The 16053-nt window shown below is 67.4% G+C and carries 10 protein-coding genes; 4 read left to right on the forward strand and 6 right to left on the reverse strand.

Annotated features, from left to right (window positions below; all coding sequences use genetic code 11):
* Positions 1-622: 622 nt before the first annotated feature.
* A complete protein-coding gene (locus tag ID574_RS34185) occupies positions 623-1108 on the forward strand; it encodes a hypothetical protein (protein WP_188193101.1) in 486 nt (161 codons plus the stop codon).
* A 274-nt stretch (positions 1109-1382) separates the two neighbouring features.
* On the opposite strand, the gene ID574_RS34190 is transcribed toward ID574_RS34185, so the two are convergent.
* Together ID574_RS34190 and ID574_RS34195 are read right to left on the reverse strand one after the other, a co-directional pair.
* The gene (locus tag ID574_RS34190; protein ID WP_188193102.1) at positions 1383-3218 is read right to left on the reverse strand and encodes a cellulose binding domain-containing protein; all 1836 of its coding nucleotides are present in this window, start codon (positions 3216-3218) and stop codon (positions 1383-1385) included.
* A 486-nt stretch (positions 3219-3704) separates the two neighbouring features.
* The gene (locus tag ID574_RS34195) at positions 3705-4007 is read right to left on the reverse strand and encodes a hypothetical protein (protein ID WP_188193103.1); all 303 of its coding nucleotides are present in this window, start codon (positions 4005-4007) and stop codon (positions 3705-3707) included.
* On the opposite strand from ID574_RS34195, the gene ID574_RS60370 reads away from it, so the two are divergent.
* Positions 3994-4281: a hypothetical protein gene (locus tag ID574_RS60370; RefSeq protein ID WP_223167341.1), complete on the forward strand. Its 288-nt coding sequence runs from the start codon at positions 3994-3996 to the stop codon at positions 4279-4281. The two genes, ID574_RS34195 and ID574_RS60370, sit on opposite strands and share 14 nt — an antisense overlap.
* Positions 4282-5031: 750 nt before the next feature.
* Here ID574_RS60370 and ID574_RS62980 read toward each other — a convergent pair.
* The 4 genes from ID574_RS62980 to ID574_RS34225 all read right to left on the reverse strand — a co-directional run bounded on the left by ID574_RS62980 (position 5032) and on the right by ID574_RS34225 (position 11740).
* Positions 5032-6192, reverse strand: coding sequence for a hypothetical protein (locus tag ID574_RS62980; protein ID WP_442939350.1), 1161 nt, complete (start codon positions 6190-6192; stop codon positions 5032-5034).
* A 735-nt stretch (positions 6193-6927) separates the two neighbouring features.
* Complete coding sequence (locus ID574_RS34215) at positions 6928-8445, reverse strand: tyrosine-type recombinase/integrase (RefSeq protein ID WP_188193106.1); 1518 nt, start codon at positions 8443-8445, stop codon at positions 6928-6930.
* A 362-nt stretch (positions 8446-8807) separates the two neighbouring features.
* Positions 8808-10187, reverse strand: a complete 1380-nt coding sequence (locus tag ID574_RS34220; protein ID WP_188193107.1) for a hypothetical protein — start codon at positions 10185-10187, stop codon at positions 8808-8810.
* Positions 10188-10321: 134 nt separating this feature from the next.
* Entirely contained in the window at positions 10322-11740 is a 1419-nt protein-coding gene (locus tag ID574_RS34225; protein WP_188193108.1) for a CHAP domain-containing protein, read from the reverse strand.
* 156 nt (positions 11741-11896) lie between these two features.
* On the opposite strand from ID574_RS34225, the gene ID574_RS34230 reads away from it, so the two are divergent.
* Both ID574_RS34230 and ID574_RS34235 read left to right on the forward strand, forming a co-directional pair.
* Positions 11897-14899 (forward strand): AfsR/SARP family transcriptional regulator, encoded by a 3003-nt coding sequence (locus ID574_RS34230; protein ID WP_188193109.1) that lies wholly within the window; start codon positions 11897-11899, stop codon positions 14897-14899.
* Between the two features lie 85 nt (positions 14900-14984).
* Positions 14985-15641 carry a M15 family metallopeptidase gene (locus ID574_RS34235; RefSeq protein WP_188193110.1) on the forward strand — a complete coding sequence of 219 codons (657 nt, stop codon included), beginning with the start codon at positions 14985-14987 and terminating at the stop codon, positions 15639-15641.
* Positions 15642-16053 lie beyond the last annotated feature (412 nt).

A 16053-nucleotide genomic window follows, 5' to 3' on the forward strand; every position in this document is an offset into this window, starting at 1 on the left:
TGAAAGTTTCACTAACACCGCCGCGCGGACGACTGTGATGACGCGGGTACGACCGCCGCATCGCACGGCGTCACATGGTCTGCGACCAGCCTGTTGACCCGTGGGGCGAGATCGTCGCCCTTTTACGGGCCGTACGGAAACCGTGATTCACCGCTTGTTTCGGAGAGCGGTCCTTTATATGGGGCTGTCCAGTCCGTGGCCATTGTGTGATCCTCCCCTCGAGAAGGCATATCCCGCGGCGTCTCAGGCGCGCGGCCGCACGCTCTGGATTACGACCGGCGGCAGGGAGAGATGGAAAATCTTTTCACAGAATGCGCGCCCTCGTGTCGACTGCAACCAGGAAGTTCTGTACATCGGCGGATATCTCTCCTTGTAGCGGAACGGTACTATCCGGGTTCCACCGAGACCCACCAGAACAATGTGGCTTACGCCGATAAAAGCACCATGATGTCGTGCGTGCCCGGCGACCACCACGTCATGGGATACGGATTCGCCGGCCTCGACGGCAGAGCGCCCGGCTTCTCCCAGCGTGTGGGCACCACGCCGATCGCCATCACCCGTACCTGCCGACCGGCAACTCTGGCGAAATCTCCACAGTCAACGGCGCGAAGAAAGGGACCCCATGTTCGCTCGCAGCCTGATCCGCCGGGCACTGGCGGTCGGCGTGATGCTGGCCACCACCGCCGCGATGGTCGTGACCATCCAGCAGCCCGCCGCCGCCTCAACCCTGACGCTCAACGCCACGGTGGACTGCCTCAACGTCAACTACTCCGGCGACACCCGCGACTGGTACGCCTCGTACGTCTCGGTCGGCTCCGCGCCTCCTTCGTACGGCGTGACGATGCCCTACAGCTCGATGGTCGCGAACCCGGCGAATCACACGTGGTCGTTCACGATCAGCCTGCCCGGCGGCAGCACCTCGGTGAGCGTGTCGGCCATCTGCAGTGGCGGTCACCAGTATGACCAGGTCGGCTGGACCAACGGACCGGCGATCAGCATTCCCTCCTCGGCCACGACCCTGACCGCCACCTGGGGCTGCTCCACCCAGCAGGTCTACCCCGGGCCCTACATCACCGGCTGCAGCGCGCAGTCCTACTCCTACAGCTGAGGCTCCTGCCTCCCAGAAGGCCGTCCGCTTTCACCGCGGGTGGCCTTCTCGCATGCGGGCACGGATACCGCGCCGAGGTCGACGCGCTGTTCGCTGAACGTCGCGGCGCGGCCGGGGAAGGCGTCCCCCTCGGCTTCGACGGCGATCGGGACGCCTTCCCCGGCCGCGCCCGTCACCAGCGCGCCAGCACTGTCAGCAGCGGTGAGGAAGAACGGGTGCGGACCAGCCCCACCCAGACGTTCGCCGAGGGCTGGGCCGATATCCGGTCGCGAGGTTACGCGCTGGTGCAGGTGTATCCGGATGGCAGAGCCGTGTTGCCGTTGGGACGGCTGGCCTGGAAGCCGAAGCTGGTGGTGCCGGCTCCGGGGGCCAACGTGCCGTTGAAGCTCACGCTCTTGGCCGTGACGGTCTGCCCGCTGGTGGTGACGGTGGCGTTCCACGAGCCGGTCAGCGCGTGCCCGGCCGGGAGCGTGAAGGTGACCGTCCAGCTGGTGATCGTCGAGGTGCTGGTGTTGGTGACGGTCAGCGGCTGGATCACATAGCCGGTACCCCACTGGCTCTGCACGGTCGGCGTGGCCGTGCACGTTCCGGTGGTGCCGCCGCTGGTGGTGACCTGGACCGTGTTGGACACCGGCGAGAGGTTGCCGGCGGCATCCCGCGCGCGGACCTGGTAGCGGTAGGTGGTGCTCGGGGTCAGGCCCGTGTCGCCGAACGAGGTCGTGGCCGAGGTGCCGATCTGGGCGAAGGTGCCGCCGGTGGTCCCGGGTGCGCGCAGGATGTCGTAGCCGGTCACCCCGACCTCGTCAGTGGAAGCGGTCCAGGACAGATTGGTGCTGCCGGCGGTGGTGCCGGAGGCCGCCAGCCCGGCCGGGGCGGTGGGTGGTGTGGTGTCGCCGCCGGTGGAGGTCGTGGTGAACGTGACGAACGCGGAGTTGGCCGACAGGTTGCCCGCGCCGTCCCGTGCGCGTACGTAGACCTGGTATTGGGTGTTGGCGGTCAGCCCCGTCAGGGTGATCGAGTTGGCGGTGGACTGGCCGAGCAGCGGGTCGGTGGCGCCCGAAACGCGGTAGACGTTATAACCGGCCAAGCCGGAGCCGCCCTGGTCGGTGGATGCCGTCCAGGTCAGGGTGGCGCTGGTAGCGGTCACGTTGGAGACGGCGGGAGTGCCCGGAGCGGTCGGCGGAGTGGTGTCGTTCGTGCTCTGGAACTGGTTGAAGAAGTTCCACACCACTTCCTTGGTCCAGGTCCGTGCGCCGTCGTCGGCGGTGGACCCATCCACTGGCCCCGGGGTGTGACCGCTGTCGAACGCCGCCCATACGACCGGGTACCCGGATCGGCATCCCGAGTAGGCGGTGACGATGTGCGTCAGACTGCCCTGTGCCGGCTCGGGGGGGTTTTGGGGAGTGCATCCGTTGTTCCTGACGAACCTGTCGCGCAGCGACCGGCCCTGAGAGATGTTGAGGACGTTGTCCCTGAGGCCGTGTAGCCCGATGTAGGCGATGGGCTGGGTGCCGCCGCTGCATCCGCTGAGTTGTGCGCCGGCGTAGACCGCGACGGCGCGGAAGACCGTCGCCCGGGCGCAGGCCAGGGCGTAGCTCATGCCGCCGCCGTAGCTGAAGCCTCCGGCGAACCGCTGCGTGGTGTCGACGCACAGGTCTGCTTCGATCAGCCTGAGCATGTCGTCGACGAAGGTCAGGTCTTCGCCGCCGGAGTTGGCCCAGCCGTTGTTCAGGCCCTGGGGGGCAACGAAGATCGCGGTGTTGTTCGCCAGTTGCCTGAGCCCGTAGTAAGACCAGGTGAATCCGCTGCTCCCGCCCGTGTCGACGTCGTTGGCGGTGCCGTTGAGCCAGTGGAAGCCGAAGATCAACCGGTAGGGGTTGTTGTTGTTGTAGTTGTCGGGAATTCTCAAGATGAAGGAACGAGTGCGGCCGCTGCTCTGAATCGAGTGCGTGCCACTTCTGAGCGTTGGAGTCTTGCCGCATCCTGGCGTCGCCGCGGCGGCGCTCGCCGTGCGTGACGTGGTCTCGCTGCTGCTCAGCGCCGTACCACCGGTGGCCACCACGAGAAGCGCCGCGACCGTGACAGCGGCGAAGACGGATTTACGTCGCAACGTCACTCACCTGCCTGTCGCACCGCCGAGAGGGCGGCGCCAGGGCCTCGGTTAGCGTTAACATGAGCTGGATCAGTCCTCTCATCCGTGCGGAACTGGCGTGATTGGAGGGCATGACGGAAAACCGTGTCATCGTTTACATCGCTTTGCCGCGCCCGTTCCTGCCGATGGGTGGTGATGCGACGGAGCAAATACGAGGCATGCAGGTCCCGTCAAGGCGCGGCTCGCTCCTCTGACGTGACGGGCGGCGCTCCCATGCCGTTTTGCTGGCACGTATCGCATCGTTCAGCCTGGAAACATATTGAAAGTTTCAGGGCAAGGCTCCCGGAAAGCCATGAGGCCGAATTCAACCCTTCCCTGCCCTTGGCCGCGCTGCTTCCAAAGCTCCTGAACTAAAAAGCGGGCTCGGCTCGTCGGCCTTCGGCGACGTGTGGAGGATTCAGGCCCGCATTCAGGACGTGACGCCCGGGGAGGCGGAGTGGTGTCCTAATCCAGCGGCTTTGCGCGGTAGTAAGTCAGGAACATGTCAACGCCCGTGGTGATGAGCTGTTTCGTGAAGTCGGCGTCGAGGCGGTCGCCGTAGGCGCTGTGCATGACGTGCGGGCAGAGCGCCACCGCGTAGAACTGGGTGAGCGCCAAGTACATGTCCGGGCGGCTGATCATCCGTACCTGTGCGCCGTCGCGTTCGATGGCGTGAGTGAAGAAGCCGGTCACCAGGCGGATACGGCCGCTTTCGACGTAGGCCTGTAGGCGCGCGCCGAGCGCGACCTGGATCGTGCGCAGGCACACCACACGAAGCCCCGGCGGCCTGGCCGACAAGGGCACCAAGGGCAAGCGAGCTCGCAAGGTGCCGCTCATCGCCGAGGTACGCGAACTCTGCGCCTGCCGACGATTGATCACCGTCCTCGAACGGCAACTCGTCGCCGACACCAGGGTGAGATTCGCCCCCGAGGACCGGGCCTCTCTTGCCGCTCTCCTGGCCTCGCTGCCCCGCGAGATTCTGCACCGACTGCGGCTTCTCGTCCGGCCGGATACCGTCCTGCGCCGGCATTGTCGCGGCTGATCCGCCGTCGCCAGTAGCCGGAGGTGTTCCCGGTCACCCCGGCGACGATCTTACGCTGGCATCGCACCCTCGTGAGGCGTAAGTGGACCTTCACCGACAGACGACACCCGGGACGCCCTTGCACTCGTCGGCCGGTCAAAGCACTGATCGTGCGGATGGCGCAGCAGAACCCGACCTGAAGGCACCGGAGAATCCACGGTGAGCTGGCGCGCCTGGGCTACGTGATAGCGGCCTCCACCGTGTGGGAGATCCCGCACGCCGCCGGTGTCGATCCGGCGCCCCGCCGGGCCGGACCGACGTGGCGGCAGTTCCTGACCGCCCAGGCCCACGCAATCATCGCCCGCGACTTCCTAGCGGTCGAGACGGTCATACTAAAAGCGGCTGTATGTGCTGGTCTTCATCGAGCACGGCACCCGACGGCTGCACTTGGCCGGAGTGACCGCGCACCCCGTCCGGGGCATGGACGGTGCAGCAAGCCCGCAACCTGATTACGGACCTGGGCGATCGCATCGCTGAGCTGCATTTCTTGATCCGCGGGTCATCACCACGCTACTGCGGACGCCGAGGATGAACGCCATCTGCGAGCGGGTCATCGGCACCCTGCGCCGTGACCTCCTGGACCAGCCTGATCCTCAACGAACGCCACTTGACCTTCGTGCTCCGCGAGTACCTGGTCCACCACAACGGGCACCGGCCGCACCAGCCCCGCCGGCAATGTCCCCCGGACATCGCCACGCCGATAGCCGCAACTCAAGGCACGTAACTCAATATTCGAGCGGCAACGGCTCGGACGGAGCTCACCGTCACCGCGTGCATGATCGGGCTGGCCGCCGGGCAGCTGATCGCGGGCCAGCTCAGCGACCGGTACGGACGCCGCGGACCGATGCTGATCGGCCTGGTCCTGTACGCGGTGACCTCGCCGGCATGCGCATTCGCAGGGTCACTCGTGCCATTGATCGGGCTGCGGTCGTGCCGCTGACCGGCGAACAGAAGGTCGGTGAAGGCGAGCAGGAGGGAGGCCGACTTGGTGGCGAAGTCCACGTCCTGATGCTTGTCGAACTCCGCCGCGAGAGCACGCAGACCTTCCGCGAGGTCCGGCTCCGGCACGGTGAGGGCTCCGGCGACCCGGCGCGCCTGCTCGGCTGACCTGTCCTCCCAGTTCGACCAGTGCCAGCCAGGCCACCCCTGCCCCACGTTCTGCAGGGCACCGCGCAACGTGGAGGAGGTCCAGACCCCGGCGGTCCGGTCATCAAGGTCGAGGTGGACACCGGCCGCGACCTTGCCGGGGCAGGAAGTGATCGTCGGCCAGACAGAGCGGTGGTCGTCCAGGCTTCTCGCCCCGCTGCGGATGACCGATTCGGCCGAGTCGACGAGGAGGGCCCGTGTCCGACCTTGGTGGGTCACGGTGACCAGCACGTTGCACCATTCTTCGCCCGCCTGCGGATTCGCAGAGCCTGTCACGGCGAGGTCGGTGGCGTGGCCGGCTGCCACCTTGAGCTGCTGAAGGCCGTCATAGGCCCATTCCACCCGCCAGCCCGGCCAGGTACGGGCGAGCGTCGCCAAGGCCGCGAGCCGGTAGCTCTGATCGGCGCCGCAGTGACAGAACAGCAGCAGTCGCCGTTCGTCATGGTCGATCAGACATGCACCTTCGCATTCACCCTCCCACATCCATGAACTCACCTCGCGCTGGCGGCGGGCGAACCGGGTTGCGGGTTCAGGGCCGGGCAGGAGGTCGAGTTCGAGCTGGTAGACGCCCCATTGCGAGTAGTAGAGCCCGAAGGTGCCGTCTGCATGATGGCTATTGTGCGCGACTTCCCATGGCCACACCGTAATTCGGAAGTCACTTACTGTGAGGATCTTTCCGGAAATCCCGCACAGGGGACGGCCGGTGGTTTGTTTGTGGAACGCCACCTTTCATGACGGCCCGCCCGACCATGTCGGGATGCGATCGTGTCGCCCGCCATACCGTAGCCGCTGCGTTGTCGAGGAGCGTGGTGCTGACCCGCTTGCGGAAGGAACCGGATCGGCGGCACGGCATACGTCGGGAACGTGGCGCTACGGACCGCCGACGCGACGCTGCGAGCCGGGGGTTGCTATGAGATCCCGCGGGTCGGGTTCGCATACGTGTCGGTGCGGATCACGATGGCAGAGGGCAACGTACCTTGCGAGATCGTGGCGGACGACCCGGTCGTGAGCCAGAACAAGTCGGAGGGCACGGACGTCATTCTCATCTTGCCAGAGCACCGTCCATGAACCGCGCCGAGTTCGTTGTTGGAGGTGGCCTCCGAGAAACCCGGCCCGGTTCACCTGGCTCGCAAACACCGCGCTGGCTGGTGGCTGGTGGCTGCTCGATGGTTGCTCCTGTGCGCGAACGCCGTGAAGCTCAAGCCTCATCACGGAGTTCTGGCCCTGCGCAGCCTGCAAAGGAGTGGACAAATAGCGCATTTTGCCGATGGTCAAGAACGCGTGGTTGCTCGGTGGTTGCTCGCGCGTACGCGATACAGCGCGACATCAACCACCACTTCCCGACACGATGATGGGGGATGATCGCGGACAGAGCGATCAGAAACGTCACCTCGCGACACTTAGCGGTACCAATCGAACCGACTCATAATCCGTGGGTCGTGGGTTCAAGTCCCACCCGCCCTACTCTTCCACCTCAGGATGTACCTGCGGATTCCCTGATCCCACCGAATCCGTGAGGCGGCGATCCTCCAAAACGGAGACCGAAGGGAGACCGCCAGTTTCGGACGCCTCCCCTACGGCGACCGCCCGAGGCACCAGAGCGGCACTCGCTTCGGCCGCTTCCCGTGCCACTTCCGGCAGCACCGTCGCGTAAAGATCGGCCGTGATCGACACGCTCGAGTGCCGCAGCATCGCCGACGTCGTCTTCATGTCGTTGCCGACCGCCAGGGAGAGTGTGGCCGCGCCGTGGCGTAGGTCGTGCAGCCGGATCGGCCGCAGACCGGCGGCGAACGTCAGTCGCTCGAAATGCTCGCTGACCCAGTCAGGCGTCAGCTCGCGGCCGTCCTCCCGCGTGAAGATCCGGCCGGTGTCCGTCCACGCCGACCCCCACGCCAGCCGCTCCTCGTTCTGCCGCGCCTTGTGCGCCCGCAAGACGGCGACCGTGACCTTGTCCAGCGCGACCACCGCGTCCGACGACTCCGTCTTCGGCGATCCCTCCTTCACCTCCCCGCCGACGTTGGTGAGCTGCTTGACCGTGGCCAGCAGGCCCTCATCCAACTCACCGTCGACCCAGCGGGTACCACAGGCCTCGCCGCGGCGCAGGCCTCGGAACGCGATCAAGTGATACAGGGCGTACAGCCGGTCCCCGACGGCAAAGTCCAGGAAGGTGCCGAGCTGGGCGGGCGTCCACACCATCACTGGTGATGGGCGCGGTGTCGCCAGCCAAATCTTGAACCTTTCCAGCCGCTTCTTGGGCTGGAATGCCGCCTCGCGTTCCGCCTTGAGCCGCTTCTCGTACGCGGCATTGAACGCCTCCTCCCGGGCCCGCGTCCACACGACGCCTTTCGCCTTCTTGCCGGGATCGATCTTCACCAGCGCCGCAGCGTTGAACGAGACGACGTGCTCCCGCTCGGCAGAGGCCAGCACAGTGCGGAGCGTCGCCCTGATGCGTTGCTTGGTCACGGGCCCGGTCGGCCGCTTGCCACGCACCGACGCGCGCACTTCGGGGTCGTCGGATTCGCGGGCGGCCAGCAGTTCGGCGTTCTTCTCGTCGATGCGGGTGAACACCTGCTCGACCGTGGGCACGAACAGCTTGTCCATCCGCACGTCCTCCAGCACTTCACGGATGTACGTCTCGTAGTGGGAGGTGTAGCTGAGCAGCGTGGACTCGCGGATGTCCTTCAGACGCTTCCGCCGCTCTCTCCATGTCTTCCAGTACTCGCCGAACGTCATCGCCTGCAACGGCTGGCCAGCCCGGTACTTGCGGTGCAGCTCGTCATAGTCCGGCAGCGACGCCTTCTTGCGGTGCGCCGCCCGGATCATCTCCAGGATCTCCATGCGCGCCTCGTGACCCTCCGGGCCTGTGTCGGGGATGTCGAGCAACCGCCCCGCCTTCTCGTAGAAGGCGGTCAGGTCGGCCTCGGTCTTGAAACCGCCCACGCGCAGATAGACGCGCTTCCCGTCAGGTCCGGCCGGCAACTCTTCCTTGCCGTACCAAGTCCCGTGGTTGGGGTTCCACGAGCCGTCCTTGCGGCGCAGCCTGGGGCACTTCGCGCCGACCTCGCGGCCATCCTGACGGCACTTGCATCGCTTTGGGAGTGGACGCTGTTGCGATCCATGGTCTTCTGCGTCCACGGGAGTGGTGTACGAGTTTGGCCTGTGACCAGCCTGCTTCCTGCCTCTCACCAGCCCAGATCAGCCCGTTCGGGGCTCATAACAGCGTTCTTACCGGCACCCCCGGCACATCGCGCCCACGCCCGCAGGGAGAACGTCGCGTACGAGCGCCGGCGACCGGGATGGATTCCCGGTCGCCACATCGCTCTGCGTTGCCAACCGCTCCGTCAGGCGCCGTTCCAGTCGCCGGTCAGGACGACAGCATCGGGGACGGCCTCCAGCCCGGTGTCCCAGGCGTAGTCGGAGGAGGAGCCCCCTCCCAGGCTGTTGCTCAGGTGGAAGCTGCCGTCGGACGGGTTGTAGTAACCGGTGGAGTCCTTGCCGTCACCGTTCCAGTCACCGGTCAGGATGACAGCGTTGGGAATGGTCTCCAGGGCGGTGTCCCAGGCGTGCTGGGAGGAGCCGCCCTGCCCCAGGGTGTCGCTCAGATGGAAGGTGCCGTCGGACGGGTTGTAGTAACCCGTGGAGTCCTTGCCGTCACCGTTCCAGTCACCGGTCAGGACGACCGCGTTGGGAATGGTCTCCAGGGCGGTGTCCCAGGCGTGCTGGGAGGAGCCGCCCTGCCCCAGGGTGTCGCTCAGATGGAAGGTGCCGTCGGACGGGTTGTAGTAACCCGTGGAGTCCTTGCCGTCACCGTTCCAGTCGCCCGTCAGAACGACAGCGTCGGGAATGGCCTCCAGCCCGGTGTCCCAGGCGTAGTTGGAGGAGCCCTGCCCCAGCGCGTTGCTCAGGTGGAACGTGCCGTCCGCCGGGTTGTAGTAACCCGTGGAGTCCTTGCCCTCGCCGTTCCAGTCACCGGTCAGGACGACGGCATTGGGAACGGCCTCCAGGGCGGTGTCCCAGGCGTGGTCCGAAGAACCCGTACTTTCGCCCAGCTCGTTGGAGAGATGGAAGCTGCCGTCGGACGGGTTGTAGTAGCCCACTGAGTCCCGGCCGTTCGTCGTCGGCTGCCGCAGGTGGTCGACGATGATCTGCGCGTCGCCGGCCTGCGGCTGGTAGCGGTCCGGATAGGCCGATACCTGGACGGACTGGCACACCTCTCCGATGGGTGCGTTCATCCAGGCGTTGTTCGGGTACTCCCGCTTCATCTTGCTGATGAACGCCTTCGTGGCCCACACGGGGTCGAGCCGCTGCGCTCTGCTTCCCCAGGAGGCGCGTTGCTGGTACAGGCCGAGGCTGTCGTGATCGACCTCCTGGGTGATGTTCTGAATGCTCGACTCGATGATGACCGTGGTGATGGCTATGACCGCCGCCCGCGGGTGCATGCCCAGGCCGTGGATGGTTTCGACGATCCTGCGGGCGCAGGAGACCTGGTAGCCGGTCATGTATCCGCGCATTTTCTTGGTCAACTTCCCGTTGAGCGTGGTGGCCAGGGCGTTGTCCGAGGAAGTGACGCCCTTGGGGTCGCAGGGCGCCACGGGGTAGGCCGCGGTCACGTCACCGGCCGGCGGTAAGGGGTCGGCGTGGGCGGGGGCGACGGACAGTCCGGCCGCCGCGGTGAGCGTCACGGCGGTGAGGGCAGCGCGAAGGAGGAATCGATGCTTCATGAGGAGCTCCACGGGGAATCAGAGGACGATGTCCTGGTGCGATGAGCTTGATGCCGGTTGGGGCGTAGGACTCGGCAGCCGCGTCAGTGCGATCGCGACGGATGCGGCTGCCGAGGTCTTGATCGTCATGACGCTCAGGCGCCGTTCCAGTCGCCGGTGAGGATGACGAGGTTGGGGACGGTCTCCAGCGAGGTGCCCCAGGCGTAGTTGGAGGGGCCCTCTCCCAGGGCGTTGCTCAGGTGGAAGGTGCCGTCGCGAGTGTCGTAGTAGCCGGTGGAGTCCTTGCCGTCGCCGTTCCAGTCGCCGGTCAGGACCTGCGCGCCAGGAACGGTTTCGAGGGCGGTGTCCCAGGCGTGCTGGGAGGAGCCGCCCTGTCCGAGGGTGTCGCTGAGGTGGAAGGTGCCGTCGGACGGGTTGTAGTAACCAGTGGAGTCCTTGCCGTCACCGTTCCAGTCGCCCGTCAGGATGACAGCGTTGGGAATGCTCTCCAGGGCGGTGTCCCAGGCGTGCTGGGAGGAGCCGCCCTGTCCGAGGGTGTCGCTGAGGTGGAAGGTGCCGTCGGACGGGTTGTAGTAACCAGTGGAGTCCTTGCCGTCACCGTTCCAGTCGCCCGTCAGGATGACAGCGTTGGGAATGCTCTCCAGGGCGGTGTCCCAGGCGTGCTGGGAGGAGCCGCCCTGTCCGAGGGTGTCGCTGAGGTGGAAGGTGCCGTCGGACGGGTTGTAGTAACCAGTGGAGTCCTTGCCCTCGCCGTTCCAGTCGCCCGTCAGGATGACAGCGTTGGGAATGGCCTCCAGGGCGGTGTCCCAGGCGTGGTCCGAAGAACCCGTACTTTCGCCCAGGTCGTTGGTGAGGTGGAAGCTGCCGTCGGCCGGGTTGTAGTAACCCACCGAGTCCCGGCCTGCCGGTGGCACCTCCGGGCCGGACGTGGCGTTGACCGGGGCGCTGTAGCCGACGATGTCGGCGTCGGTCCGGGAGTACGACTTGGCCTGGATCTTGTCGCCGCTGTTGCCCTCGATCGTGTGAACCGTGGTGCCGGTGGCGCTCTTGACGATGCCGACGTGGTCGATGTCGCCGTTCTGGTTCCAGTCGAAGACGATGGCGTCGCCCGGCTGCGGGGTGTAGCCGCTTCCCCGGGTATGCCAGGTCCCGTGTCTGTTTCCGTAGTCCTTGAACGAGCTGGCCCATCCGGTGAGGACGCCGCCGCTCGTCTCGGCGACGTCGGCGTGCGGCACGCCCGCCTTGCGCCAGACGTACTTGGCGAAGTCGGCACACCATTCGCTGTTGCGCCACTGCACCCCGCTCGAGCTGGGGCAACCGGCCGGCGACTTCCAAGTGCGGAAGAAGCCCGTGTAGTAGTTGCATCCGCTGCCCGCCGGACTCTCGTGATTTCGGGTGCCGTTGTTCAGCTCGCCCTGAGCGGCGGAGACGATCGTGGACCTGCTCACCGCGAAGGCCGGAGAGGCCGTGACAGCCGTGAGGCCGGCGGCCACGACCGTCGTGGCGGCCAGTCCCGCAGCGAGCCGCCTGCCTGTGCCGCGAATCTCAGCCATGGTGATTCCTCATCTCTCGGAGTCGTTCGTGATCGGACACCGAGAGAGTGGGCCGCCCCGATCCAAGTTCGCTGTAAGTGCCACTTGAGCCTGGTGCGCCCTATAAATGACCTTTAGTCTCGGTGCGATGAGGCCCCTCGTCCTTGGGGAGGACGTATGCAGTTCCGGCTTCTCGGCCCGGTCGAGGTATGGAACGGGGGACAGCAGGTACGGCTGGGAGGGGCCAAGCCGCGTGCCCTGTTGACCGCGCTGCTGCTCGATCCCGGCCGGATCGTGCCGGTCGAGCGGCTCATCGAGGCGGTTTGGGGCGAGAACCCGCCCACCACCGCACGGGCCGTCCTGCAGACCTACGTCGCATCGCTGCGCCGGTCGCTGGCAGGCGCGGGCGCGACCGACGTGATCGTCTCGCACCGCGTCGGGTATCTCGCCGAGGTGCCTGCCGATGCGCTGGACCTGCAGGTCTTCGAGCGGCTCGTGGCGTCGGGACGGCAGGCCTTACGGGAGAGCCGTCATCTGGAGGCACGCGAGGGCTTCCGCGCCGCCCTGGCGCTCTGGCGGGGACCGGCGCTCGGCGGGATCGGCGATTCCTTCCTGCGTGCTGAGGCCATGCGGCTGGACGAGCTCAAAGTCACTGTCGTCGAGGAGCGGATCGCCACCGAGCTGGCGATGGGCCAGGGCGAACAGCTCCTCGACGAGCTGGCCGAGCTGGTGGCGCTCCATCCCGCCCGGGAACGGCTGCGCCGCGACCTCATGGTGGCGCTCTACCGTGCGGACCGGCAGGCGGACGCGCTCGCCGTGTACCGCGAGGGCAGGCAGGTCCTGATCGAGGAGCTCGGCATCGAGCCGGGGCCCGAGCTCAGGCAGGCGCACGAGGCGATCCTGCGATCGGATCCCGCCCTACTGGCCCCTGTCCGAGGCAGAAGACCTCGGCAATTGCCCCCGCCGCCACCCGACTTCCTCGGCAGGGAAGAGGAGATCGCGATGTTGCGCGCGACGCTGACCCGGCCGGAGGCGATGCCGATCTGCGTGATCTCCGGCGCCGGCGGCATGGGCAAGTCGGCCCTCGCCCTGCGGGTCGCCCACGAGGTCGCGGAGCACTTCCCCGACGGCCAGCTCCACCTCGAGCTGCGCGGCACGACCGACGCCCCGGCCGGTCCCGAGGAGGTCCTGGGCCGGCTGCTGCAGGAGCTCGATCCTGCCACGACACGGCTGCCTGCGACGCTGGAGGAGCGGATCGGCCGCTACCGTACGCTGCTGGCGACCCAGCGCAAGCTGGTGGTCCTGGAGGACGCCGCGACCGAGGCGCAGGTGCGGCCGCTGCTGCCCGGCGGATCCGGCTGCGCGGTCCTCGTCACCTCACGCAACCGGCTCGTGGGTCTCGCGGGGGCCACATTCGTCGAACTCGGCGTCCTTCCCCCCGACACGGCGATCGACATGTTCTCGCGAATCGTGGGCCAGGACAGGGTGGCGGGTGACCACCAGGCCGCCGACGCCATCGTCAAGCTGTGCGGCCGGCTTCCACTGGCCATCCGCATCGCGGGCGCCAGGCTGGCCTCACGCCGCCAGTGGCCGCTGGCGTGGCTGCTCAACCGACTGGCCGACGAGCGGCGCAGGCTGGACGAGCTGACCGTCGGAGATCAGCAGGTGCGGGCCGGCATCAGTCTGAGCTACGCGCTGCTGCCGCCCCAGGCTCGTACGGCGCTGCGCCGCCTCGGCCTGATGGGCCTGCCGTCCTTCCCCGCCTGGGTGACCGCCTCCGCCCTGGAGACGCACCTGGACGAGGCCGAACGCATCCTGGAACATCTCGTGGACGTCTCCCTCGTCGACGTCGAGGGCGTGGACCCGACAGGACAGCTCCGTTACCGGATGCACGACCTGATCCGCCTGTTCGCCAAGGAGCGTGCCCTGGCGGAGGACGACACGGAATCGCGCAACGCCGTCGTCGCCAGGATCCTGGGCGGATGGATATGGCTGGTCGAGCGGATCAACGAGACCGCGCCTCCCTACCTGATCTCGGTGCGTGCCTCCTACCGGCTGGCCTGTCCGGTGGACCCTGAGGTAGCACGGTCGGTGGTGGCCGATCCGCACGCCTGGTTACGCGGCGAGCAGGACTCCCTGACCGCCGGCGTCGAGCTCGCGGCGACGATGAATCTGGACGAACTCGCCGTCGAACTGACCGCCGCGCTGTCGTGCACGGCCTTCGGAGGGCACCAGTACGTCTTCGACGACCCGTTCGCGAGCTGGCACAGGACTCACGAGGCGGCGCTGTCGGCGGCCCGTCGCATGGACAACGCCCTCGGCGAGGCGACCCTGCTGGCCGGGCTGGGGCAGCTGCACTACGAGCTGGACAGGTACGCCGAGTCGCGTGCGTACCTCAGCCAGGCGCTGTCGATGTTCCGGGCGGCCAAGGACGTCCGCGGTGAGGGCGCCATCCTCGCGTCGCTCGGCGCCGCCTGCCGGGAGCAGGGATACCTGCCCGAGGCGCTGCACTTCCTCGACAGGGCGCAGGAGTTGGTGGCCGGCCTGGACGACGCCCCGGCGCTGGCCCACGTCAGGCGATTGGCCGGCACCGTGCGCCTGGAAACCGGGGACTACCCCGCCGCGTGGGCCGATCTCGAGGAGGCGCTGTCACTGTTCACCGCCGCCGGCGCGCGCCGCGGCCAGGGACTGACGCTGCGCAGCATGTCGTTGTACCACCGCGCCAGAGGCGAATGGGCCCAGGCCGAGGACCTCGCCAGGCGCGCGCTGGCCATCTTCCAAGCGGCCGACGACCGGATGCTGGAGGCGTACTGCGTCCGCGCGCTGGCCAAGGCACTCCTGCGTCAGGGCAGGTGCGACGAGGCCAGGCGGCTGCTGCAGGAAACCCTGCAGGCCCTGCGTACGCTCCATGACTCCTTCGGCGAGGCCTGCACACTGCGCACGATCGGCGAGTTGCACCTGGCCGAGGGCCGGCTGTACCAGTCCAAGGACTGTCTGGAGGAGGCGCTGCGGATCTGGGAGCGCCTGCGCACCACCCTGTTCCGCGCGCGCACCCTCCGCGACCTGGCCAAGGTGTACGAGGCCCTCGGCGACCTCGCCGCCGCCGAGAAGACCAAGGCCGAGGCCATGGAGACATTCCGGCTGCACGGCTCCCGGGAGTACGGCGAGTTATCGCTGTAGAGGCGATTACAGCGGTTTTGTGGCGGCCTGGTCCATGCTGCGAGGACCTTTCTTCTCACCTCGCCGATCGCCCATGGAGAGCCCTATGGCGCAGCATGTGCTTCTGTCCGACCCGCGAATTGCCGCGATGCCGGTGAAGGAGTGCGACGAGCCCCTCGTCGACCTTCGGGAAGAGAAGGTCATCCGGGTTGACCCGCGACTGGCCGACCCCGAAGGCGCCTACGCACACGTCCGGCTCGGCGTCGTCGACCGCCTGACGGCCGCGCAGACTCAGCTCCCGCGGGAACTTCGGTTGCTCCTCGTGGAGGGATACCGGCCGTACGCGCTGCAGGAACGCTATTTCGCCGACTGCCTGGCCAGGACGCGGCGCACACATCCGGGGTGGACGCCGGAGCGGCTGCGCCACGAGGTGGGCAAATACGTCGCACCGCCCGAGGTCGCACCGCACGTGGTCGGCGGAGCGGTCGACGTCACGCTGTGCACCGCGGACGGAACAGAGCTGCCGATGGGCACGGAGGTCAACGCCTCGCCTCCGGAGTACGGCGAGGAGTGCCACACGGAGTCGCCGGGGATCACGGCGGAGGCGAGGCGCAATCGGCGGGTCCTGGTCGCCGCCATGACGGCGACAGGTTTCGTGAACTATCCCACGGAGTGGTGGCACTGGTCCTACGGCGACCGCTACTGGGCATTCGTCACGGGAGCATCCCATGCCCGGTATGACGTGGCCACCCTGAACGAGTGAGTCTCGGGCGGGCGCCGCAAGACAAGCCCGCTGTCGTGCGGACCTTCCGTCAGGGCGGTCAGGCCGTGCCCGCGTAGGCCGCCTCGTCGCGGCCGGCGTGGCGGGCGACGGCGGCGGCGAAGGCCGAGATCACCGGGTGCGCGGCTGCCGTCACCGGCCAACTCCGGCTGGAACAGCGTGGCCAGGAAGAACGGGTGCCCGGGCAGCTCGGCGACCCGTACCGGGGTCCGTCCAGTGATCGGCTCTGGCCCGTAATCGGTGGTGGCATTAAGTGATCATCACTGAAGCAGGATGCGGTGGCGCAGAAGGTCGAACCCGGCCCGGCCGTGCATCTGGCGCATGATCCTCTTCGTGCGGGTGTTGACGCCTTCGGTGCGGCCGTTGTGATGCGGGAGGGTGAGGGCGGCGTTCA

Origin of the sequence: Nonomuraea sp. SYSU D8015, assembly GCF_008065375.1 — a bacterium.
Classification (GTDB): domain Bacteria; phylum Actinomycetota; class Actinomycetes; order Streptosporangiales; family Streptosporangiaceae; genus Nonomuraea.

Coding starts and splice junctions, on each gene's coding strand:
- ID574_RS34185 (WP_188193101.1), top strand. CDS start 623: ATGTTCGCTCGCAGCCTGATCCGCCGGGCACTGGCGGTCGGCGTGATG.
- ID574_RS34220 (WP_188193107.1), bottom strand. CDS start 10,187: ATGAAGCATCGATTCCTCCTTCGCGCTGCCCTCACCGCCGTGACGCTC.
- ID574_RS34225 (WP_188193108.1), bottom strand. CDS start 11,740: ATGGCTGAGATTCGCGGCACAGGCAGGCGGCTCGCTGCGGGACTGGCC.
- ID574_RS34230 (WP_188193109.1), top strand. CDS start 11,897: ATGCAGTTCCGGCTTCTCGGCCCGGTCGAGGTATGGAACGGGGGACAG.
- ID574_RS34235 (WP_188193110.1), top strand. CDS start 14,985: ATGGCGCAGCATGTGCTTCTGTCCGACCCGCGAATTGCCGCGATGCCG.